We start from the raw sequence: 20,968 nt of genomic DNA, 5'->3' as shown, positions 1-20,968 counted from the left end.
GGCGGCCTCACCGCGTCCCGACGGCGGCCCGGACCGCGCGGCGGGCCAGCGCGGCGTCGTCGTACAGCCGGCGGATCATGATCCGCTGCTCCTCGCCGGCGCCCGGCACGTCGTACAGCCGGATCTCGCGCATCAGCACCAGCACCAGGTTCACCAGGAACGCGTCCCGGGCCAGGGTGCCGCCGCTCTGGGCGAGTTGGCTGATCTGCCGGCGGGCCGCGGTGTCCCCGGACAGCACGCTCCAGAGCACCGCCAGGTCGTAGCCGGGCAGGTACCAGCCGGCCTGCTCCCAGTCGACCAGGACCGGACCGGACGGCGCCAGCAGCATGTTGCTGAGCAGCGCGTCGCCGTGGCAGAGCTGGAGCGGGCCGCTTCCGAGGCCGTGCAGCAGCCCGCGCAGGTCCCCGGCGTCCCGGTCGGTGAGCTGGCCCACCGAGTGGTAGCGGGCGATCTCCAACTGGTAGTCCAGCCGCGGCTGGAACACGTCGGTCGGCGGGCGCCACAGGTTGAGCGTCCGGACGGCGGTGAGCAGCGCCCGGACCTCGCCCGGCGTGGGCGCGTTGGCCGGGTGGCGCTCCCGGGCGGCCGGGCGGCCGGGCACGCGCTCCATGACGAGCACGCAGCGGTCGTGGTCGGCGGCCACCAGCCGGGGCAGCCGCACCGGCGGGCGGTGCCGGACGAACGCCCGGTAGACCGCGACCTCGTGGTGGAAATCGGCCACCAGCTGCTCGAAGTACTCACTCCGAACCGCCTGCGGGGCAAGGCACTTGGCCACCACCGGGGCCCGGCCGATGGTGCCCGCCACCAGGATGTGGCGGCTCCCCTCGCGCAGCACCTGGCGCGGGGTGAACGCGGGACATATCCGCGAGACCCCGGCGAGCGCGGCCCGGACGGACGGCGTCTGCAGCGCCGAGGGGTCGATCCGCTCCTGCGCCGCGGGCTGGCCCGGCCGGGTCGGCGGGCGCAGCAGCCGGCCGTCGCCGGGGCGGGCGGCGGGGATCCGGACCCCGGGGACGCGGGGCCCGGCCGGAGCGGCGGTCTCGGACGGGCGGAGCCCCAGCGCGGTCCGGGCGGCCTGGCCCCGGGGGTCCGCGGGCCGGCCGTCGGCGGCGCGGGGGGCGACCGGCCGGGACGGCGGCGGGACCTGCTTCGGGCCGGGACGGCCGGCCGCTGCGGTGGGTGGGCGCAGCGCGGTCCGGGTCGCGGTCGGCGTCGGGGAGGTCGCTGAGGAGTACATGGGGTGAGGGAGGTCCCTTCCTGGTCCGTCTCGGATGCACCCCCGCGGGGGCGGGGGAGGGCCGGTGCCGCCGGTGTCTCCTGGTCCGGCGGCGGGCCCTGTTCGGTCCGGCGGGTGGTACGCGGGCGCCGGGCACGGACGCCGGGGCCGGAACCCCGTGCTGCGGCGGTGGACCGGCCGTCCGCACCCTGGGGAATGCGGTCGGCCGGTTCTGCCGTGGCCGTGCCCGGCGCCCCCGCGCCACCCGGCCGCGCCACCCCCTCGGGCGAGGAACCGGGGACGCCCGCGACCCGTGCGGGGGAAGCCCCGAACCGGCCTGGGACGCCGCCCGACCCGGGGGCGAGGTGGCACACGTCTACATCACACCCGGATGACGGTGGTTGGTAATGTGGCGGACCCTGGCGAAGCCTGGCGAATGCTCGCGGGCTCCCTGACGGAACCTCTAGCCTCGGATCAGCCGAGGAACCTGGGGGCTTCACGTGAGCAGGGGACCCAACACCCGACTCGCCGATCTGTTCGTCCTGACCGGATGGTCCAAGGGCGAGCTGGCGCGGCTGGTCAACAGGCGCGGTGCCGCGATGGGGCAGCAGCAGCTGTCCACCGACACCTCGCGGGTGCGGCGGTGGATCGAGCAGGGGGAGATCCCGCGCGATCCGGTGCCGAGGGTACTGGCAGCCGTGTTCACGGAGCGGCTCGGCCGTGTCGTCACCACTGAGGACCTCGGTCTGGAACGACACCGGCCCACCAGGACCGGAGCGGCGCAGTCCGCCACCTCGTCGCCGTGGGAGCCGGATCGGACGGCCGCGGTCCTCACCGAGTTCACGGGAATGGACCTCATGCTGAACCGACGTGGATTGGTGGGCGCGGGAGCCGCGCTCACGGCCGGGGCGGTCATCGCCGACTCGCTGAAGGGCTGGCTGGGCGGGGACGCGGTCGCGTACGCGGCCTCGGTGCCCGGACCGCGGCCGGTGGTCACCCAGGGCGGTGCCCGGCCGGTGGTGGACCTGTACGACGCGGGCCCGGTCGGGTCCGAGGAGGTGGACGCGCTGGAGCACGCGGTGCAGGTGTTCCGGGCCTGGGACGCGGCCCGCGGCGGCGGCCTGCAGCGCAAGGCGGTGGTGGGTCAACTCAACGAGGTGGGCGGTCTGCTGACGCACCGCCACAGTGCCGCCGTGGAGCGCAGGTTGTGGCTGGTCGCGGCCAACCTCGCGGTGCTGGCGGGCTGGATGTCGCACGACGTGGGGCTGGAGCCGACCGCGCAGAAGTACTTCATGCTGGCCGCCGAGTCGGCGAAGGAGGCCGGCGACCTGCCGCGCGCGGGGGAGGCGGTCTCCCGGGCGGCGCGCCAGATGGTGCACCTCGGGCGGGCCGACGACGCGATCGACCTGATGGAGGCGGCGCGGGCGGGCGGCGGCCGGATGCTGCCGAGGGCACGGGCGATGCTGAACACCGTCGAGGCGTGGGCGTACGCCTCGCTCGGGCAGTCGCAGGCGACCTGGCGGCTGCTGGGCGAGGCGGAGGACCTCTTCGCGGAGGAGCCGGACGGCCCGCCGCCGTCCTGGATGCAGGTCTTCGACGAGGCCGAGCTGCACGGGATGCAGGCGCTGGTGCTGCGCACGCTCGCCGAGCACGACCTGTCGGCCGCCGCCGAGGCCCGCCAGCACGCCGAGCGGGTGATCCGGCTGCGAGAGGGGACCGGCCGGCTGCGGTCGGCGCTGTTCGACCGGATCACGCTGGCCTCGGTGCACTGGCTGACCGGGGAGCCGGACGCGGCGGACGCCGAGGTCAAGCGGGTGCTGGACCTGATCGGCCAGAACTCCTCGCACCGGACGTGGGACCGGCTGCGGGAGATGTACCGGTTGACCGCGCGCTACCGGGGGGTGGCGGTGGTCGACGAGCTGCGGGACGAGCTGGGGCGGGAGCTGCGGTCGGCCGGGGCGAAGAACCGGCCGCTGTTCGCGTAGCGCCTCCTCCGGGTCACCGGGGGTCCGGCCCCGCGGCGGTCACGGGCAGGGGTTCGCCGGGCGCAGCAGCATGCGCAGGGCGGCGACGGTGCCGTCGGCGCCCAGGACGGGCTCCCCGGCGCACTCCACCAGGCCGTGCCCGCCGCCGGGGTGGCGGACCCGGAGGGTGCCGACGGCGTACCGGCCGTGCACCAGCGCGTCGGTCATCATCCGGCGCAGCTGCGGCCGGTCCGCCTCGCTCAGCCGGTCGGGCAGCCGGTCGAGGCTGAGCGGGCCGTGGCCGGGGTCGCAGCCGAGCAGCCGGTAGGCCTCGGCGGACCAGCGCACGTCGTCCGTGCGCAGATCCCATTCGGCCGCGGCGACCGTGTCGCGGCCGGACGTCGGTGTCATGGGCATGGAGTGTCCAGTCGTCCGTTCGCGGCGGTCGGCCGGCGGGTGGTGGGAACGACTGTCGCACAGCGGTCCGACACCCGTGGGCGATTTGGACAGAACGCCGACAAAGGTCCCCCGGCATATGCCAGTGCGCACAAAGGGTCGGTCGCCCTGTGTGCGGCGGGTCGTCCGAGGCGGTAACCTTCGGTGATTCCGGCGCCCGGGCGCCCACCGCAGTACCGACCAGAGACCCCGGCGACGGAAATCCCGTTGCCACTACGACCGCCGCAACGGATGCTGACCTCATGTTCGAGCCAGTGATAGCACCCAGTGCCAGCCTCCTCGGCCTCCTGCAGCGAGGTCGCGGTGACGGGCAGCTCCATGCGCTGGCCGCCGACCGCACCGAGGCCATCGCCGCGTTGGAGGAGTGCGTCACCAGGGATCCGCGAGCCGACTGGCAGGTCGAGAACCGCTCCCTCTACTACGCGCGCCTCTACATGGAGCTGGAGGCGTCGCTCGACGGCATCGAGGACCACCTCCACTCCCCGGAGGACCTCCTCGACGAGGACGACGCCCGCACCGGGCTCGCGCTCTCCGTCCTGGGCCACCTCGCCGCGTACGGTCGCCGGGACGCCCTGCTCATGCTCCGCGAGTACGCCGCCACCGGCACCAACTGGGCCTGGGCCCTGGACGAGCTCGCGCTGCGCGACGACGACCGCGGCCTGCTGCTGCTCGGGACCGCCGTGCTGGACCGCTTCCCGCCGGGCCCCGAGGGCGACGCCGAACTGCGCGAGACCATCCGGGGCGCCTACGAGCCCCGGCCGTGGCGGCTCTGGGCGGCGTACCACCCGAGAGTCGCGGCGGCCGGTGAGCAGTCACCCTTCGACCTGTGGCAACGCCAGCTGAACCGCAGCGGTGTCACCCCCGGCTGGTCCACCGCCGACGTGCTGGCCTGGGCCGACCAGGGCGAGCTCGGCGGCCTCGGCGCCGCCGCCTTCGCCGGCGGCCCGGTCCGTCCGGAGGCGTCCGCCTCCGGCGACGCCGACTCCCCGGCCCGCCCCGACGCGGTGGACCGCCGCGCCGCCGCGGCCGCCCGCTGCCTCGCCGCCGTGGTGCGCCCCGAGGACCGTTCCGCCGTCCTGGAGGCGGCCGGCGAGGGTCTGCCCGGCGCCCGCCGGGCCGCCCTGCGCTACCTCGTGGACCAGCGCGATCCGGCCGCGGCCGGCCTGATCGAGGCGGCCGCCGCCGACGTGGACGACCGGATGGTCCGGTTCGCCCTGGAACTGCTCGGCCGGATGCGCGGCCCGGAGGCGCTGGCCCAGGCCCGCCGCTGGGCCGATCCGGCCACCGGCGGCGCCGACAGCGCCCTCGGTGAGGCCGCCGTCCGGCTGCTGGCCGACGCGGGCGAGCCCGCCGACGGCCCGCTGGTGGTGACCGGCCTGCGCCGCTGGGTCTCGCTCCACGGGGTGTCCGGGGCCGACGCCGGGCTCGGGACGCTGGTCGACGGCGCGGGGCGGCTGGCCGCCACCGGGGCCGTCCCGGTGCTGCGCCACATCTACGGGGAGGCCGTCTCCTCGGAACTGCGCGGCCGCGCCGCCCGGGCGCTCGCCGCGACCGACGTGCACTTTCCCGAGGGGCCCGCCGTCGAGTGCCTCTGGGACTGCGAGGAGTCCACCCGGGAGCTCGCCGCGAGGCACGTCGCCACCACCGGTGACGCCCGCGTGCTGGAGCGCCTGCGGCGCCTCGCCGCCGACCCGGCCGAGGAGGCCGAGGTCCATGCCGCCGTCCGGGGCCGGCTGACCGCCGCCCGCGAGCGCCGCCGCTAGCGCGCCGCGCCGCCCCGCGCGAAGACGACGAAGCGGGCCGGTCCACCGTCGAGGTGGACCGGCCCGCTTCGGTGTTCCCCGGTGGAACGCGGTTCTCGTTCGCCGCTACTTGGCGACCACGCCGGCGTCCGGGGCCAGGGTGCCCACCGAGACCAGGACGATGATCAGAACGCCGAGCGCGATGCGGTAGATCACGAACGGCATGAAGCTGTTGTTCGAGATGTACTTCAGGAACCAGGAGATCGCCGCGTAGCCGACCACGAAGGCGATCACGGTGGCCAGGATGGTCGGACCCCAGGCCGGAGCGGGCCCCTCGCCGATCTTGAACAGCTCCAGGACGCCGGAGGCGAGCACGGCCGGGATCGCCAGCAGGAACGAGTACCGGGCCGCCGCCTCGCGGCTGTAGCCGAGCAGCAGGCCCGCGCTGATCGTGCCGCCGGAGCGCGACACGCCGGGGATGAGCGCCAGCGCCTGGGCCATGCCGTAGCCGGCCGCGTGCGGCAGGGTCAGGTCGCTGATCGGCTTGGCGTGCCGGATCGCCCGGGTGCGGTCGGCGACCGCCAGGATCACGCCGAACAGGATCAGCGTGGTGCCGATGATCCGCAGGTCGCGCAGGTCCTGCTCGATGGTGTCCTGGAACAGCTTGCCCAGGATGCCGATCGGCAGGGTGCCCATGATCACGAACCAGCCCATCCGGGCGTCCTGGTGCGAGCGGAGCGCGGGCCGGAACAGCGAGAGCGTCCAGGTCTTCACGATCGACGCGATGTCGCGGCGGAAGTAGATCAGCACCGCGGTCTCGGTGCCGAGCTGCGTCACGGCGGTGAAGGCCGCACCCGGGTCCTTCCAGCCCAGCAGGGCGGGGAAGACCCGGAGGTGGGCACTGGAGGAGATCGGCAGGAACTCGGTGAGTCCCTGGATCAGGCCGAGGACGGCCCCGTGGAACCACTCGATCACCGGACACCCTCCCGGGGTATCCGTCGCTCGATGCGCATGAAGCGTTCCTTGCTGGTCGGTGAGGGAACGGCCCTGCGAACCGGCCGGCGCGGTCCAGCGGCGCGGCTCGATGGCAGGCGAACCACCGGTCCCGCCCGGCGCTCGGGCCGCGCGCGGGCCCGGCGTCCGCCTGATGCTACGCCGTTCAGGTGACGGCCTGTCGCCCGCCCCCACCCTCGGGGGCCGTTCCCGGGACCGGCGGCCCCGTGCCGGTCAGACGGCCACCGGCCGGGCCCGTGCCCAGATCCGGTCCTCGGTCAGGTAGGAGTCGACGGCCAGCCCGGCCTCGGCGAGCGCCTGTTCGAACTCCGCCCGGTCCATCGGGCGGGACAGGAAGGTCTGGGTCCACCTCGCGTCCGGGAACTCGTACTCGACGTGCACCCGGTTGACGCCCTCGGCCACCGGTGTGGCCGACGCCACCCGCACCAGCCCGTCCGTCCCGAGCGGGCGCTCGCGCGGCACGTTCGTCTGCCAGTTCTCGCCCTCGCGCTGGATCAGCACCCAGCCGTCCGGGGCGACGTGCCGGCGGCAGGCGTCGAGCAGGCCGCGCCGGACGTCCAGGCTGCCGGCGTGGATCAGGAAGGAGGCGAGCAGCACGACGTCGAAGCGCTCGCCGAGGTCGAGCCGCTCGATCGGGCTGCGCACGGTGCGGGCCCCGCGGACCCGCGCCAGCATCTCGGCGGACTCGTCCACCGCCGTCACCCGGAAGCCCCGCTCCAGCAGCGGATGGGTCATCCGGCCCACGCCGCAGCCGAGTTCGAGCAGGCTCGCGCCGGGCGGGACGGCCGCCGCGATCACCTCGGGCTCGTCGTTGACCGGCAGCCGCGCGTACATCTCGACCGCGCAGCCGTCCGGGGTGATCGCGCCCGGGCCGGTGCCGCGGTACCCCTCGCGTTGTTCGTTCTGTCGTTCGTCAGCCATGCGAACCATCCGAGCACGAGGGGCCCGGGGTGGGAAGAGGGCGTGCGGAATCACGCTTGTTGCATACCCCAGGGGGGTATATAGTCATCGACGAACAGGGCAGCACGGCCAAGGCAACGAGCACGTGGAGGACGACATGGCACACCCCGCCCGGCACGACCACCAGCAGCACGCCGGTCACGAGCACCACGGCCGCGGTCACCACGAGGGGCACCGGGACCGCACCGGCCACGCGGGTGGTCAAGGCCACGAGGGTCACGCCGGGCACCACGGGGAACACGCCCACCACGGCCACGGCGGCGGGGGAGTGACCTGGGCGGCCGCGGCGCAGGCGACCCTGCACTGCCTCACCGGCTGCGCCATCGGGGAGATCCTCGGCATGGTGCTCGGCACCGCCTTCGGGCTGCACAACGGCGCCACCGTGACGCTCTCGATCCTGCTGGCCTTCGTCTTCGGCTACGCGCTGACCATGCGCGGCGTGCTCAGGGCCGGCCTGGACGTCCGCACCGCCGTCAAGGTCGCGCTGGCCGCCGACACCGTCTCGATCATCGTCATGGAGATCATCGACAACACCGTGATGATGACCGTTCCCGGCGCCATGGACGCGGGCCTCGCCGACCTCCTGTTCTGGGTGGCGCTGGCCGGCGCGCTGGTCCTGGCCTTCCTCCTGACCGTCCCGGTCAACAAGTGGATGATCGGCAAGGGGCGGGGCCACGCCGTGGTCCACGCCTACCACCAGCACTGACCGCTCCGCCCGCGCTGCCCGCACCGAACGCCGCGGCCCGCACCGACCCCCTGCGCAGGGGGCGGTGCGGGCCGCGGCGTTTCCCGTGTTCCCGCCGGGCGCTCAGGCCGCCCGGTCGAGCTCCCCGAGGGTGGCGCGCAGCCAGTCCAGCTCGGCGGTGGTGGTCGCGCGGGCGATCAGCAGCATCCCGCGGCGGAACGGATCGGCCACCTCCTCGGCGCCCACCGGCCGGTCGCCGTCGTAGAAGAAGCTGGCCGGCTCGCTCAGGAAGGCCAGGCGGCGCCGGAGCACGGCGGCCTGCGCGGCCGGCTCGCCGTCGAGGTGGCGCAGGAAGGCGAGCACAGTGAACCAGCGGTTCTCGTCGCTGACGTCCAGATCGTCCGGGGTGCGCAGCCGGTCCAGCAGCGCGGCCCGGCCGGCGTCGGTGAGCCGCAGGGTGTGCCGGGGCGCGGCCGCCGCGCCGGGCTCGGTGGAGCGCACCAGCAGGCCGTCGGCCTCCAGCCGCTTGATCGCCGGGTAGAGCGTGCCGTCGCTGATCGGCCGCACGTGGCCGGTGAGCGCGGCGAGGTGGCGCCGCAGTTCGTAGCCGTGCAGGGGCCGGTCGTGGAGGAACCCGAGGATCGCGAGCTTCAGCATGGGGCCACTCTCTCAGATCCGGCCGTCGATATCTCGGTATCGCTATATCTCGACATCGAGGTATGGTCTCTCCCGGCGCCCCGGAACGAGCCCGGGGCGCCGTCCCGACGACCGCAGGAGGAGCACGACCGTGCGCGACGCCACCATCACCCCGAACGGCGACCGGATCCGCTGGGTGGAGATCCCGGGCCGGGAGCCCGTCCGCCTCTACCTGCACGGCCTCGGCGCCAGCTCGCCGGTCTACTACGCCGCGGCCGCCGCCCACCCGCTGCTCACCGGCCACCGCTCGCTCCTGCTCGACCTGCTCGGCTTCGGCATCAGCGACCGGCCCGCCGACTTCCCCTACACGCTGGAGGCGCACGCCGACGCCGTCGCCGCGGCCGTCCGCGCGGCGGGGGTGGAGCGGGTGGAGGTGATCGGCCACAGCCTGGGCGGCGCGGTCGCGATCCAGCTGGCCCACCGGCACCCCGGGCTGGTCGCCAAGCTGGTGCTGGTCGACGCCGTCATCGACCCGGTCGTCCCGAGCCGGGGGCCGGGCAGCGGTGGCATCGCCACCTTCACCGAGGAGGAGTTCCTGGCCGGCGGCCTGGAGCAGGTGGAGCGCTGGGCGGGCCCGTTCTGGTGGGCCACCATGCGGCTCGCCGGCCCCGAGGCGCTGCACCGCAGCGCCGTCCACCGCTGCCGGGCGACCGTGCCGAGCCTGCGCGAGCAACTGCACGGCCTGGAGCTGCCGCGCACCTTCCTCCACCCCGAGGCCGACGGCGAGCTGCCCGGCGCGGACCGGCTCCGGGCGGCGGGCGTGGTGCTGGAGGCCGTGCCCGACTGCGGGCACAACATCATGATCGACAATCCGGAGGGCTTCGCGAAGGCCGTCGCCGCCGCCCTGGCGTAGCGTCGTGGGGTCGATCCGCCGTCCCGCCGCGAGGAGTGCGTCCGCCATGCCGATCCAGGTGCCCGAGGCGCTGGCCGCCTCCCTCGCCGACTGCTTCGGGGCGGAGGGGCGGGCCTGGGCCGACCGACTGCCCGCGCTCGCTTCGGAGTTGGCGGATCGCTGGGAGCTGCGGATCGACGGCGCGCCCGCGCACGGCGTGGCCGGCCTCGTCCTGCCCGTCCGGCGGGCCGACGGCACGGGTGCCGTGCTCAAGCTCCAGCCCGTGGACGAGGAGACGGCCGGCGAACCGCTCGCCCTGCGCGCCTGGGGCGGCCGGGGCGCCGTCCGGCTGCTCGACCACGACCCGGCCACCGGCTCGATGCTGCTGGAGCGCCTCGATCCCGCCCGCTCCCTGCTCGCCGTCCCGGACGATCTGGCCGCCACCGCCGTCGTCGCCGACCTGCTGGCCGAACTGACGCTCCATCAGGCGCCGGACGGGGTACGGACCTTGGCGGACATCGCGGACGCCGCGCTCGCGGAGGTGCCGGAGGCGCGCGGTTCGCTGGCCGGGGAGGACGACCGCCGGCTGCTCGCCGATCTCGCGGCCGCCGTGCGGGAGGTCCGGCCCGAACCGGGCGACCGGCTGCTCCACTGGGACCTGCACTTCGGCAACGTGCTCGCCCCGGCCGCCCCCGGCGCCCGCGCCCCCTGGCTCGCCATCGACCCCAAGCCCCTGGCCGGCGACCCGGGGTTCGAACTCCTCCCCGCCCTGGGGAACCGCTGGTCCGACCTCGCCGCCACCGGCGACCTCCCGCGCGCCCTGCGCCGCCGCTTCGACCTGATGACCGACCGCCTCGCCCTGGACCGCGACCGCGCCGTCCGCTGGACCCTCGGCCGCGTCCTGCAGAACGCGCTGTGGGACGTGGAGGACGGTGCGTCGGTCATCGACGAAGGCCAACGGACCGTCGCCCTGGTCCTGTTGGGTCGTCAGGGCGTCCTCGGGGCTCCTGGTCGGACCACCGCCACCGGCCCGCCGGGCGATCCGGCGGTCGCGGGCGGTACTCCTCCCGCGTGAGTCACTTCCTCACGTTGCCGGCGTCGACCTGTCGGCGTCGACGCCCGAGGGTTCGCCGTCCCGGAGCGCGAGCCCGGCGCAGTGCCGGACGGCGCCTGCCCGGTGCGGGGCCGTGCCCGCGAGCCCCACCGGCGGCGCGGGCCCGCCCACCGGCCGGACGACCGGCTCCGGGTCGGTCACGCGAACGCCTCCACCCGGACGCCCGCCGAGGCGAGCGCGCCGCGGATGCGCCAGGCGAGCTGGGCCGCGCCGGGGGTGTCGCCGTGGACGCAGAGCGAGCGCGCCTCGACGGTGATCGGCTCGCCGCCGGCCGCTTCCACGGAGCCGTCGCGGGCGATGCCGACGGCCCGGGTGATGACCTTCTCGGGGTCGTGGATCACGGCGTCGGGTTCGCGGCGCGGGACGAGGGTGCCGGCCCAGGTGTAGGCGCGGTCGGCGAACGCCTCGGTGACCACCGGCAGCCCGGCGGCCTCGGCGGCGGTCAGCAGCCGGGAGCCCGGCAGGCCGAGCACCGGCAGCGGGCCGTCGACCGCCGCCCCGGACCGCAGGATCCCGGCGACCACCGCCTCCGCCTGCTCGGTGTCGGCGACCACCCGGTTGTAGAGGGCGCCGTGCGGTTTGACGTAGGAGACCCGCGAGCCGGCCGCGCGGGCGAAGACCTGCAGGGCGCCGATCTGGTAGGCGATCTCGTCGGCCAGCTCGTCGGGCGGCACGTCCATCGCCCGGCGGCCGAAGCCCGCGAGGTCCCGGTAGGAGACCTGGGCGCCGATCCGGACACCGCGCTCGGCGGCCAGCGCGCAGACCCGGCGCATGGTGGAGGGGTCTCCGGCGTGGAAGCCGCAGGCGACGTTGGCGCTGGTGACGACGGAGAGCAGGGCCTCGTCGTCGGTCAGCGTCCAGCGTCCGAACCCCTCCCCGAGGTCCGCATTGAGATCGATCACCGTATCGGCCACGCCGGTCCGCCTTCCAGCAGCTGTTGAGCCAGATGGTAGGGCCTGCGGCGGGGCGCGCCGCGCCGCTCGTCCGTCCGGCGGCGGTCAGCCGGCCACCGCGGTCGGAGGCTGTCCGCCCGACCCGGCCCGCTCGGCCCGCTCGACCAGCGGCCGCAGCGCGCGCAGCACCACGAGCAGCGGGACGACGCCCACGATCCCGAACGACATATCGATAAACCGCCAGTACAGCGGGATGCCCCGCAGCGGTCCGCAGATCAGGGCGAGCGGAATGATCCCGGCGCAGGCGAGCACCGCCCAGCGGACCACCCAGACGTTGCGCACCGGGTCCTTGATCGGCCCCCAGAACGCTGCCGCGATCACCAGGTGGGCGAAGGCGAGCCAGTCGGTGCCGTAGGCGAGGAAGGGGTAGCGGGCGTTGGTCTCGGCGAGGCCGTCGCGGACCCGTTCGATCCACTCCAGCAGGGCCGGGAACCGTTCGGCCACCGGGGCCGCGGGGCCGGTGGCCAGGTCGGCGAGCCAGCGGGTCTCGCTCTCCAGCGGGAAGGCAGTCAGTCCGCTCAGGACCAGGCAGACCACGAAGATCCGGAGCCAGCGGCGGACCCGCCGCAGGGCCGTCCGTTCGCCGTCGATCGCGTCGTTCATGGGCGTCCACCCCCGTACGGCGGCATGTCGAGGACATGCCGAAGATGCAGGCCGAGCTGGTCCCGCCTGCCCGACAGGACTCTAGACCCAAGAATTGAACGCGTTCAACACTGTGGCCGGACTCGCCGGATCCCCGGAAGCGGCCGCCCCCGGCGCCGCCCGCCCGGCTGTCCGGAAGGTCCGTTTCGGTCGATGTCGGCACCTGCCTCTAGTCTTGTCCCCCGTGACCGTCATCGCCGACCAGCCCACCGAGCACGGCCCCCGGCCGCCCGCCGGGTCCGCCGTCGCCGCCGCGCGGCCCGCGCCGGGCCCCGCCGCCGACGAGGGCCTGGCCCGCCGGCTCAAGGCGCTGGCCTGCACCGCCCCGCTGCACGACCTGGACAGCCGCAAGGTGATGCTGGCCGGCGAGTACGGCGGCTACGCGATGGCCGAGGTCGGACTCGCCGCCATCGACCTGGTCACCCTCAACATGGACTTCGACACCGGCGCCGACCGCGAGCTCGTGCTCGCCCGGCTGCTGCCCCGGGTCGCCGCCCAGGCGCCCGGCCGCTCCGCCGCCGAGCACCAGCGGGTCGGCCGCTGGGTGCTGGAGTCGCTGATCAACGTCGGCAGCGTCGACCGGGGCTTCCGCGCCGTCTACGGCACCTTCAACGCCGAGGGCGAGTACGTCCGCCGCGACTACGACTTCAAGCTGATCGAGGAGGTCCCGGGCCCCGACGGCGGCGTCTACCTGCGGACCACCGACGAGGCGGTCAACGTCCTGGTCGGCGCCCTGGACACCGACGTCACCTCCGCCCAGATCGCCGCCGAGGTCAAGCTGGAGGTGCTGATCCGGCGCGGCCGGCTGGCCGACGCCCAGCTCGCCGCCGAGCAGGCCCGCTACCGCACCGTCCAGTACGCCGAGACGCTGCGCCGCGCCCTGGAGGCCACCCGCCGCAACGTCCGCGCCGTCGACTGGATGCGGGCGATCCCGGACCTCATCGACGAGGCGCTCGACCACATCGCCGACCGCTACCGGCACGAGAACGCGATTCTCACCAACATCCGCAAGGCCCGCGACGAGGCCGAGGACCCGGAGCACAAGCGCCGCGCCGCCGAGCTGGTGGACATCGTCAAGGACTGCATCCGCCGCCACACCCAGCTGCAGACCCGGCTGCTGGAGGCCGGACCGCTGTTCCGCGCCGAGCAGGACCGGCAGGCCTTCGCCACCCCCGGCGCCCGCAGCGGCATCGACCTCTACGGCCAGCTGCTCGCCCCCGTGCTCCGGCTGCCGATAGCGCAGGCCGTCCGCCCCACCGGCGCGTTCTTCGCCCGTGGCGCCGGCCTGCGCACCCCGGTCTCGGTCCGCGTCAGCGACCTGGTCGACCTGCTGCTCACCCCGCCGGTCGAGCGCGAGCACCTCGGAGCAGAGCTGCCCGACCCGGACCTCGTCGCCACCCCCGACGACAGCCGGTTCTCCGAGGCCCAGCTCGAAGCGGCCCTCGACCTGCTGGACCTGCCCGCCGACGCGCCCCGCCGGCTCTCCGGCCTGCTCGCCGAGGCCCGCGCGCAGGACCCGGAGCTCCCGTACCTGGTCGCCCTGCTGGCCGTGCACGCGGCCAGCCCGCCGGTCGGCACCGCCTACCGGCAGGGCGAGGAGCGGCTGCTCTTCGCGGTCGACGACGGCACCCCGCTGCGCGACCGGGAGTTCGGCGGCGCCGACCTCATCGTCGGCAGCGCCCTGCTCGACGCCGCCGGCATGGCCGCCGACCGCAAGGACGCCGGCTGACCTCCGGCCGGGACGGCCGACCGCCCCGGCCGCCACCCGGCCACCCCGCCACCCGCACATCCCCCCGCAACGCCCCCGAGGAGCACCGCCCGTGACGACCCACCACGACACGTCCTGGGCGCCCGAGACCGAACCGGCCGTCCCCGCGCCGATCACCCCGGCCGACGTCGCCGACGCCGCCCGCCTGGTCAGCTTCGGCCTTCAGGCCAAGCTGCTCCCCGCCCGCGACGCCGAGTACGCCGAACTCGTCCGCCGCCACCGCGAGGACCCGCCCTTCGCCCGCCTCGCCGACGCCGTCGCCACCGGCATGGGCCTGGTCGTCCTGGAGGTCTCCCCGCGCGCCGGCATGGCCGTCGCCGCCGCCGAGGACTCCGTCTTCGCCGTCCGGATGGGCGACTACTCGCGCCGCGCCGCCTCCGAGTCCACCGACCGCTTCCTGCACGGCCTGGCCCACCTGGCCGTCGCCGCGATGGCCTTCCCCCGCCCCGAGGACCTCGCCGACGACGGCTACCTCGGCCGGATCACCGTCAACGGCATCGACGCCTTCGTCCGCCAGGCCTGCCGCCGCCTGGAGGAGCAGGCCGAGGCCGACGGCGACAACACCGACCCGCAGAGCGACGCCCCCGGACTGGAGGCCGCCTGGCGCGTCTGGGCCCGGCGCACCGCCACGGGTGCCACCAAGGACGCCCGCCGGCTCTCCGGCTCCACCATCGGCATCGTCGCCAAGGCCGTGCTGTTCCTGGTCGACTCCGGCTTCCTGCAGAAGGTCTCGGACGACGCCGGCGGCACCTACCGCACCACCGCCCGCTACCAGCTCCAGGTCCGCGACCTGGCCGGCACCGCCGCCATGGCCGAGCTGCTCGACCTCGGCGTGGTCCCGGTCTCCGACGGCACCGCCTCCCTGCTGCCCCCGGACACCGGCGACGACCTCGTCGCCGACGCGGGCCTGCCGTTCAACGCGCTGTAGCCCCGGCCGCACGGGAACGGGGCCGCACGAGAGCCCCCGCCGCCCGAAAGCCCGCCGGCACCCCCGCGCCCCCGCCGGCACCCCGCCACCCTCCGACCCACCCGCCTCCTGGAGAACCGCCGCACATGTACGAGCTCAACCGGGTCCGCCTCTACTCGATCGGACCGGCCGGCGCCCGCTACGCCGACACGGTGCTCGACCTGCGCGGCGTCGGCGAGCCCGTCGCCGACCCGGCGCCCCAGCAGATCGGCCTGTTCGGCGAGGACACCGAGGGCCCGGTCCGCCGCCCCGCCCCGGCCGGCGTGCTCTTCCTGGAGAACGGCGGCGGCAAGTCCGTCCTGCTCAAGCTGATCTTCTCGGTCATGCTCCCCGGCCACCGCAACACCCTCGGCGGCGCCAGCTCCGGCGTGCTCCGCAAGTTCCTGCTCGCCGACGACTGCGGCCACGTCGCCCTGGAGTGGCAGCACACCGTCACCGGTGAGCTGATCGTGGTCGGCAAGGTCAGCGAGTGGCGCGGCCGCCAGGTCTCCTCCGACCCGCGCAAGTTCGCCGAGACCTGGTACTCCTTCCGTCCCGGCCCCGGCCTCACCCTCGACTCCCTCCCGGTCGCCGAGCGGGTCAGCCTGGTCGGCGACCAGAGGGCCCGCGGCCGCCGCCGCACCATGAAGGGCTTCCGCGACGCCCTCACCGAGGCCGGCAAGGCCCACCCGCACCTCGACCTGGTCTTCGAGGACGGCCACGACCGCTGGACCGAACACCTCGGCGAACTCGGCCTCGACCCCGAACTCTTCCGCTACCAGCGCGAGATGAACGCCGACGAGGGCGAGGCGGCCGGCCTCTTCGCGGTCAAGCAGGACAAGGACTTCACCGACCTGCTGCTGCGCGCCGTCACCGACACCCGGGACACCGACGGCCTCGCCGACCTCGTCCACGGCTTCGCCGCCAAGCTCGGCCTGCGCTCCGAACTCACCGCCGAACGCGACTTCACCGCCGGCTCCCTGGAGCTGCTGGAGCGGATCGCCGAGGCCACCACCGCCCGCGAGACCGTCCGCGAGGCCCACCGCACCGCCGAACGCCGCACCCGCCGGCTCGCCCACGCCCTGGCCTCCCGCGCCGCCGCCGAACGCGACCGCGCCCAGGACCTCGCCGTCGAGGTCGCCGCCGCCGCGAGCGCCGTCACCGCCGCCGAGAGCGACCGCACCCGGCACACCCTGATCGCCGCCGAACTCACCCACCGGCACGCCTCGCTGGCGCTGGCCGCCGCCACCTCCGAGGCCGCCGCCCTGCGCCGCGAACTCACCGACGCCCGCACCCTGCACGCCGCCTGGCAGGCCGCCGAGGCCGTGCTGCGCCACCGCGCCGCCGCCGACCGGGTCGGCCGGGTCGCCGCCGCGATCCGCGAGGCCGAGCTGGACGCCGCCCCCGCGCTCGCCGCCCGGGCGCGCGCCGCCACCGCCCTGGCCCGCGCCCTGGAGGGCGCCGCCGCGGCCGCCGAGGAGCGTGCCGACACCGAGGAGCAGCGCGCCGCCGAGCTCCAGTCCGACGGCTCCAGGGCCCAGAGCGACGCCACCGAGGCCGCCACCGCCGCCCAGAAGGCCCGCAGCGAGGCCGAGCACCTGCGGCAGCGCCTCGCCGAGGTCGAGCAGGAGACCGCCGCCGCCGTCGAGGCCGGCTTCATCGACACCGACGGCGACGTCGACCCGGCCCGCGCCGCCCTGCACGCCGCCGACGTGGAGAAGGCCGCCGCGGCCGCCCTCGGCCAGGCCCGCACCGCCGCCGAGTCCGCCGCCGCCCGGCTGCGCGAGGCCGCCGCCGCCACCGGCCGCGCCGAACTCGCCGCCGCCCGCGCCACCGACGCCCGCAAGGCCGCCGCCCGGGCGCTCGCCACCGAGCAGCGCACCGCCGCCCTGCTCGCCACCGAGCCCCGGCTCGCCGACCTGCTCTCGCTGACGCCCTACCAGGAGTCCGCCGAGGAGGACGCCGGCTTCCTCACCCCCGCCGTCCTCGACCGCAACGCCGAGTACCTGCGCGAACTCCTCGACGAGGCCATCGCCACCGCCGAACGCACCCTGTTCGACCTGCGCACCGCCGCCGCCGACGACTCCCGGATCCTGGCCGCGCTCGGCGACGGCGGCCTGCTGCCGCCCGGCCCGGACGTCCTCGCCACCGTCGAGTACCTCGCCGAGCACGGCATCCCGGCCCTGCCCGGCTGGCGCTACCTCGCCCAGTCCGTCGACCCGGCCGACCACGAGGCGATCCTCGCGGCCCGCCCCGAACTCGTCGACGGCGTCGTCGTCACCGACCCCGGCTCCCTGGAGCGGGCCCGCGAGGCGCTGCGCTCGGCCGCCCTGCTGCCCCGCTCCACCGTCGCCGTCGGCGCCGCCGCCTCGCTGATCGCCCCGATCACCGACGAGCCCGCGTTCTTCCTGGTGCCGCCGAACCCGGCCATGCACGACGAGTCCGCCGCCGACGACGAGCGCCGCGAACTGCGCGCCCGCGCCACCGCCCGCGAGGAGCACATCCGCGAACTCGCCGCCCGCCTCGGCGGCGACCGCGCGCTCGCCGCCCGCCTCGCCTCCTGGCACGCCAGCTGCCCGCCCGGCACCCTCGCCGAACTCGCCGGCGCCGCCGAGGCCGCCCGCGAGCACGCCGAGCAGGCCGCCGCCGCCCTGGCCACCCTGCGCGCCGAGCACGACGAGGCCGAGACCGACCACGCCGTCGCGGCCACGGCCCACGAGGAGCACCGGGAGACCGCGCAGCGCGCCCGCCGCCGCGCCGACGCCCTCTCCGGCCTGGCCTTCCGCCTGCGCGAGCGCGCCACCTGGAGCCGCCGCCAGCGCGAACTCACCGAGGACGCCACCGAGTGCGACCGCCGCCAGGCCGTCTGCGCCGAACGCGCCCGCACCTGCGACGAGGACCGCCGCGCTGTTCAGCGCGCCGCCGACGACGCCCGTCGCACGGGGCGCGCCCTGCGGGCCGAACGGGCCGAGATCTCCGCCGCCGAGCAGTCCGACGAGCCCGCCGAGGCCGCCCCCGCCGCGCTGCCCGAGCTGCGCGAGGCCTACCGCTCCGCCTCCCAGCTCTACGAGAAGGTCGGCGTCGGCGCCGACCTGCGCGCCGAGCAGGCCCGCGCCGAGGGCGACGAGGCCGCCGCCGCGACCGAACTCGACCGCCTCACCAACAAGGTCCGCATCCGCGCCGAGGAACTGCTCAACAGCCCCGACGGCGCCGACGGCCCGGCCCGCCAGGCCGCCGCCGCCCGTGCCGAGGAACTCGTCGCCACCATCGAGGCCCGCTCCGCCGCCGCCAGCGAGCAGCTCGGCCGGCTGCGCGGCGAGGCCGAACGCTCCGCCCCCGCCGACGGCGAGGCGCACACCGAGCTGCCCGAGGACCTCGTCCCCACCGACCCGGAGCACGCCCAGACCCTGCTGCGCAGCGCCACCAGCCGGCTCGCCGAACGCCGCGAGGCCGTCGACACCGCCCGCACCGCGCACGCCGACCTCCAGCGCACCCTCGACGCCGCCCAGGCCGCCGCCGCCGACTTCGACGAGCACGCCGGACAGCTGCGCGACGGCCTGCGCGAGCAGCAGGACGACTCCGAGACCCTGGCCGAGCCCTACCTCGGCACGCTCGCCGAGGCCCGCACCGCCGCGGCCGAGGCCCGCCGCGCGCTGCGCACCGCCGCCGGCGAGCTGTCCTCCGCCGAACTCGCCGTCCGCGACGCCTCGGACGCCCTCGTCCGGCACGCCAACGCGGCCCGCTACGAGGCCGTCCGCACCCCGGCCCGCCAGCAGATCCGCGAGCTGCCCGCCTCCGCGCTGCCCGACCACGCCGCCAACTGGGCCGCCGCCTTCGCGCCCCGGCTGCGGGTGCTCACCGACGAACTCGCCCAGCTGGAGCGCAACCGCGGCTCGATCGTCGACCGGCTGCGCGGCCTGGTCGAGTCCTCGCTGACCACCCTGCGGGCCGCCCAGCGGCTGTCCCGCCTGCCCGAGGGCCTGGGGGAGTGGTCCGGCCAGGAGTTCCTGCGGATCCGCTTCGAGGACCCGGACCACGCGACCCTGGTCGAGCGCCTCGGCGAGGTCATCGACGAGGCCACCCGCGCGGCCGTCCGCAAGAACAGCGACCTGCGCCGCGACGGCATGTCGCTGCTGCTGCGCGGCGTCGCCGCGGCGATCGGCCCCAAGGGCGTGGCCGTCGAGATCCTCAAGCCGGACGCGGTGCTGCGCGCCGAGCGGGTGAGCGTCGGCCAGATGTCCGACGTGTTCTCCGGCGGCCAGCTGCTCACCGCCGCCATCGCGCTGTACTGCACGATGGCCGCGCTGCGCGCCAACGACCGCGGCCAGTCCCAGCTGCGGCACGCGGGCACGCTGTTCCTCGACAACCCGATCGGCCGGGCCAACGCCACCTACCTGCTGGAGCTCCAGCGCGCGGTGGCCGACGCCCTCGGCGTCCAGCTGATCTACACCACGGGCCTGTTCGACACCACCGCGCTCGCCGAGTTCCCGCTGGTCATCCGGCTGCGCAACGACGCCGACCTGCGGGCCGGCCTCAAGTACATCTCGGTGGAGGAGCACCTGCGGCCGGGCCTGCCCGCCCCGCAGGACCCGGACGGCCCGGCCGTCCACGGCGAGATCACCGCCACCCGGATGTTCAAGCGCCCCGCGGAGGTTCCCGCCTCGTCGTGATCGCCGTAGCGTGGGCCCCATGCCCGTGCTGACGATCGCCCACCTCAGTGACACCCACCTCGGCCAGGTCCACCGCGGGGACGGGGGCGAGCGCGCCCGGCGGCGGGCCGAGCAGGTGATGGCGTACCTCGACGCCCTGCCCGGCCCGCTGGACGCGGTGCTGGTCACCGGGGACCTCGCCGACCACGGCCTGCCCGAGGAGTACCGGCAGGTCGCCGAGGTGCTGGCCTCCCGGCACCCGGTGCTGCTCTGCCCCGGCAACCACGACCGCCGCTCGGCCTACCGCGAGGTGCTGCTCGGCGAGGCGCCGGGGGAGGAGCCGGTCAACCGGCTGCACCGGCTGCCCGGCGCCGACGTGCTGATGCTGGACTCCTCGATCCCCCGGCAGGACGACGGCCTGCTGGACGACGCCACGCTCGACTGGCTGGATGCCGAACTCGCCGCGGGGCGCACCGAGTTGCCGGCACTGGTGGCCTTCCACCACCCGCCGGTGGAACTGCACCTGCCCTACGTCGACCCGATCCGCCAGTTCGGCGCGGCGCGGCTGGCGCGGGTGCTGCGCCGGCACCCCCGGGTGGCCGCCCTGCTCTGCGGCCACGCGCACACCCCCGCGGCGACCACCTTCGCGGGTCTTCCGCTGCTGGTCGCGCCCGGGGTGGCCTCCACCGTCACGCTGCCCTGCGAGGGCGGACACGGCATCACCTTCGACCACCCGCCGATGCTGGCCTTCCACGTCATGGACGGGGACCGCCGGCTCACCACCCACTACCGGGTGGTCAGCCCCGCCTGACGCGGCGCCGGGCCGCCCGGGTACGGCGGCCCGGCCGGCGGCTGGTGGGGCGGCTGCGGCTGGCGGGGGCGCTGCGGGTGCTGCTGCTGGTACGGCGGGTACGGCTGCTGCTGGGGCCGCGGCTGCGGAGGGCGCGGCGGCGACTGCTGCGGGTACCCCGCCGGGGCGCGGCTTCCGGCCATCGGCGAGGCCGAGTTCGGCGCGCGCATCCGCTGGGCCGCGACCTGGCGCGAGATCAGGATCTCCAGCAGGCACCACATCGTGCCGAACACCCCCACCCCCATCGCCATCAGCGCCGGCGTCATCAGCCAGCTGTCGGCGTACGAGGACAGCGTCGCCACCACGATGCCCACCATGGTGAAGGACAGGCAGAGCACCGCGCGGACGACGGCCCGGCGGACCTCGTCGGGAAGGCGGCGGCGACGGCGGGCGGTTGGCATCGGGCGACCCCCAGGCGCGGACGGGTGGCGGACACGAGCGGGGCGGGCGCCGAGTTTACGCCCCCGCGCTCCACTCTGCC

The 20,968-nt window shown here is 75.8% G+C and carries 16 protein-coding genes and 1 pseudogene; 9 read left to right on the top strand and 8 right to left on the bottom strand.

What is annotated here, in order from left to right:
* Positions 1-7 precede the first annotated feature (7 nt).
* Positions 8-1,237, bottom strand: coding sequence for a phosphotransferase (locus ACFC0B_RS34060; RefSeq protein WP_376094892.1), 1,230 nt, complete (start codon positions 1,235-1,237; stop codon positions 8-10).
* Positions 1,238-1,716: 479 nt separating this feature from the next.
* Between ACFC0B_RS34060 and ACFC0B_RS34055 the strand changes: the two genes are divergently transcribed.
* Positions 1,717-3,201 (top strand): hypothetical protein, encoded by a 1,485-nt coding sequence (locus ACFC0B_RS34055; RefSeq protein ID WP_376094889.1) that lies wholly within the window; start codon positions 1,717-1,719, stop codon positions 3,199-3,201.
* 39 nt (positions 3,202-3,240) lie between these two features.
* Here ACFC0B_RS34055 and ACFC0B_RS34050 read toward each other — a convergent pair whose 3' ends face one another.
* Positions 3,241-3,591 carry a PAS domain-containing protein gene (locus tag ACFC0B_RS34050; protein WP_376094886.1) on the bottom strand — a complete coding sequence of 117 codons (351 nt, stop codon included), beginning with the start codon at positions 3,589-3,591 and terminating at the stop codon, positions 3,241-3,243.
* A gap of 287 nt (positions 3,592-3,878) precedes the next feature.
* On the opposite strand from ACFC0B_RS34050, the gene ACFC0B_RS34045 reads away from it, so the two are divergent.
* Positions 3,879-5,399, top strand: coding sequence for a HEAT repeat domain-containing protein (locus tag ACFC0B_RS34045; RefSeq protein WP_376094883.1), 1,521 nt, complete (start codon positions 3,879-3,881; stop codon positions 5,397-5,399).
* A 105-nt stretch (positions 5,400-5,504) separates the two neighbouring features.
* Here the strand turns inward: ACFC0B_RS34045 and ACFC0B_RS34040 are convergent, their stop codons facing one another.
* Both ACFC0B_RS34040 and ACFC0B_RS34035 read right to left on the bottom strand, forming a co-directional pair.
* Complete coding sequence (locus ACFC0B_RS34040) at positions 5,505-6,350, bottom strand: undecaprenyl-diphosphate phosphatase (protein ID WP_376095056.1); 846 nt, start codon at positions 6,348-6,350, stop codon at positions 5,505-5,507.
* A gap of 255 nt (positions 6,351-6,605) precedes the next feature.
* Entirely contained in the window at positions 6,606-7,313 is a 708-nt protein-coding gene (locus ACFC0B_RS34035) for a class I SAM-dependent methyltransferase (protein WP_376094880.1), read from the bottom strand.
* A gap of 136 nt (positions 7,314-7,449) precedes the next feature.
* Here ACFC0B_RS34035 and ACFC0B_RS34030 point away from each other — a divergent pair, with 136 nt between their 5' ends.
* Complete coding sequence (locus tag ACFC0B_RS34030) at positions 7,450-8,058, top strand: DUF4396 domain-containing protein (protein ID WP_376094877.1); 609 nt, start codon at positions 7,450-7,452, stop codon at positions 8,056-8,058.
* 102 nt (positions 8,059-8,160) lie between these two features.
* Here the strand turns inward: ACFC0B_RS34030 and ACFC0B_RS34025 are convergent, their stop codons facing one another.
* Entirely contained in the window at positions 8,161-8,694 is a 534-nt protein-coding gene (locus ACFC0B_RS34025; protein WP_376094874.1) for a PadR family transcriptional regulator, read from the bottom strand.
* Positions 8,695-8,824: 130 nt separating this feature from the next.
* On the opposite strand from ACFC0B_RS34025, the gene ACFC0B_RS34020 reads away from it, so the two are divergent.
* Positions 8,825-9,586: an alpha/beta fold hydrolase gene (locus tag ACFC0B_RS34020; protein ID WP_376094871.1), complete on the top strand. Its 762-nt coding sequence runs from the start codon at positions 8,825-8,827 to the stop codon at positions 9,584-9,586.
* A 46-nt stretch (positions 9,587-9,632) separates the two neighbouring features.
* Positions 9,633-10,550 (top strand): annotated as a pseudogene (locus ACFC0B_RS34015) (aminoglycoside phosphotransferase family protein); the annotation flags it as partial.
* Between the two features lie 266 nt (positions 10,551-10,816).
* On the opposite strand, the gene ACFC0B_RS34010 reads toward ACFC0B_RS34015, so the two are convergent.
* Both ACFC0B_RS34010 and ACFC0B_RS34005 read right to left on the bottom strand, forming a co-directional pair.
* Positions 10,817-11,593, bottom strand: a complete 777-nt coding sequence (locus ACFC0B_RS34010; RefSeq protein WP_376094868.1) for a LamB/YcsF family protein — start codon at positions 11,591-11,593, stop codon at positions 10,817-10,819.
* A gap of 84 nt (positions 11,594-11,677) precedes the next feature.
* Positions 11,678-12,235 carry a hypothetical protein gene (locus tag ACFC0B_RS34005; RefSeq protein WP_376094865.1) on the bottom strand — a complete coding sequence of 186 codons (558 nt, stop codon included), beginning with the start codon at positions 12,233-12,235 and terminating at the stop codon, positions 11,678-11,680.
* Positions 12,236-12,467: 232 nt separating this feature from the next.
* Here ACFC0B_RS34005 and ACFC0B_RS34000 point away from each other — a divergent pair, with 232 nt between their 5' ends.
* The 4 genes from ACFC0B_RS34000 (at position 12,468) to ACFC0B_RS33985 (ending at position 20,448) form a co-directional block, all read left to right on the top strand.
* Positions 12,468-14,003 carry a hypothetical protein gene (locus tag ACFC0B_RS34000; RefSeq protein WP_376095053.1) on the top strand — a complete coding sequence of 512 codons (1,536 nt, stop codon included), beginning with the start codon at positions 12,468-12,470 and terminating at the stop codon, positions 14,001-14,003.
* A 91-nt stretch (positions 14,004-14,094) separates the two neighbouring features.
* Positions 14,095-14,970, top strand: a complete 876-nt coding sequence (locus ACFC0B_RS33995; protein ID WP_376094862.1) for a hypothetical protein — start codon at positions 14,095-14,097, stop codon at positions 14,968-14,970.
* 125 nt (positions 14,971-15,095) lie between these two features.
* Positions 15,096-19,658: a hypothetical protein gene (locus ACFC0B_RS33990; protein WP_376094859.1), complete on the top strand. Its 4,563-nt coding sequence runs from the start codon at positions 15,096-15,098 to the stop codon at positions 19,656-19,658.
* A gap of 25 nt (positions 19,659-19,683) precedes the next feature.
* Positions 19,684-20,448, top strand: coding sequence for a metallophosphoesterase (locus ACFC0B_RS33985; RefSeq protein WP_376095050.1), 765 nt, complete (start codon positions 19,684-19,686; stop codon positions 20,446-20,448).
* Here ACFC0B_RS33985 and ACFC0B_RS33980 read toward each other — a convergent pair.
* Positions 20,424-20,888, bottom strand: coding sequence for a hypothetical protein (locus ACFC0B_RS33980; RefSeq protein ID WP_376094856.1), 465 nt, complete (start codon positions 20,886-20,888; stop codon positions 20,424-20,426). The two genes, ACFC0B_RS33985 and ACFC0B_RS33980, sit on opposite strands and share 25 nt — an antisense overlap.
* Positions 20,889-20,968: the final 80 nt, after the last annotated feature.

It is taken from the genome of Kitasatospora sp. NPDC056184 (genome assembly GCF_042268405.1).
Taxonomy (GTDB): Bacteria; Actinomycetota; Actinomycetes; order Streptomycetales; family Streptomycetaceae; genus Kitasatospora.
The sequence above is the reverse complement of the archived record's forward strand: the minus strand, read 5'-3'. Positions and strand labels throughout refer to the sequence as shown.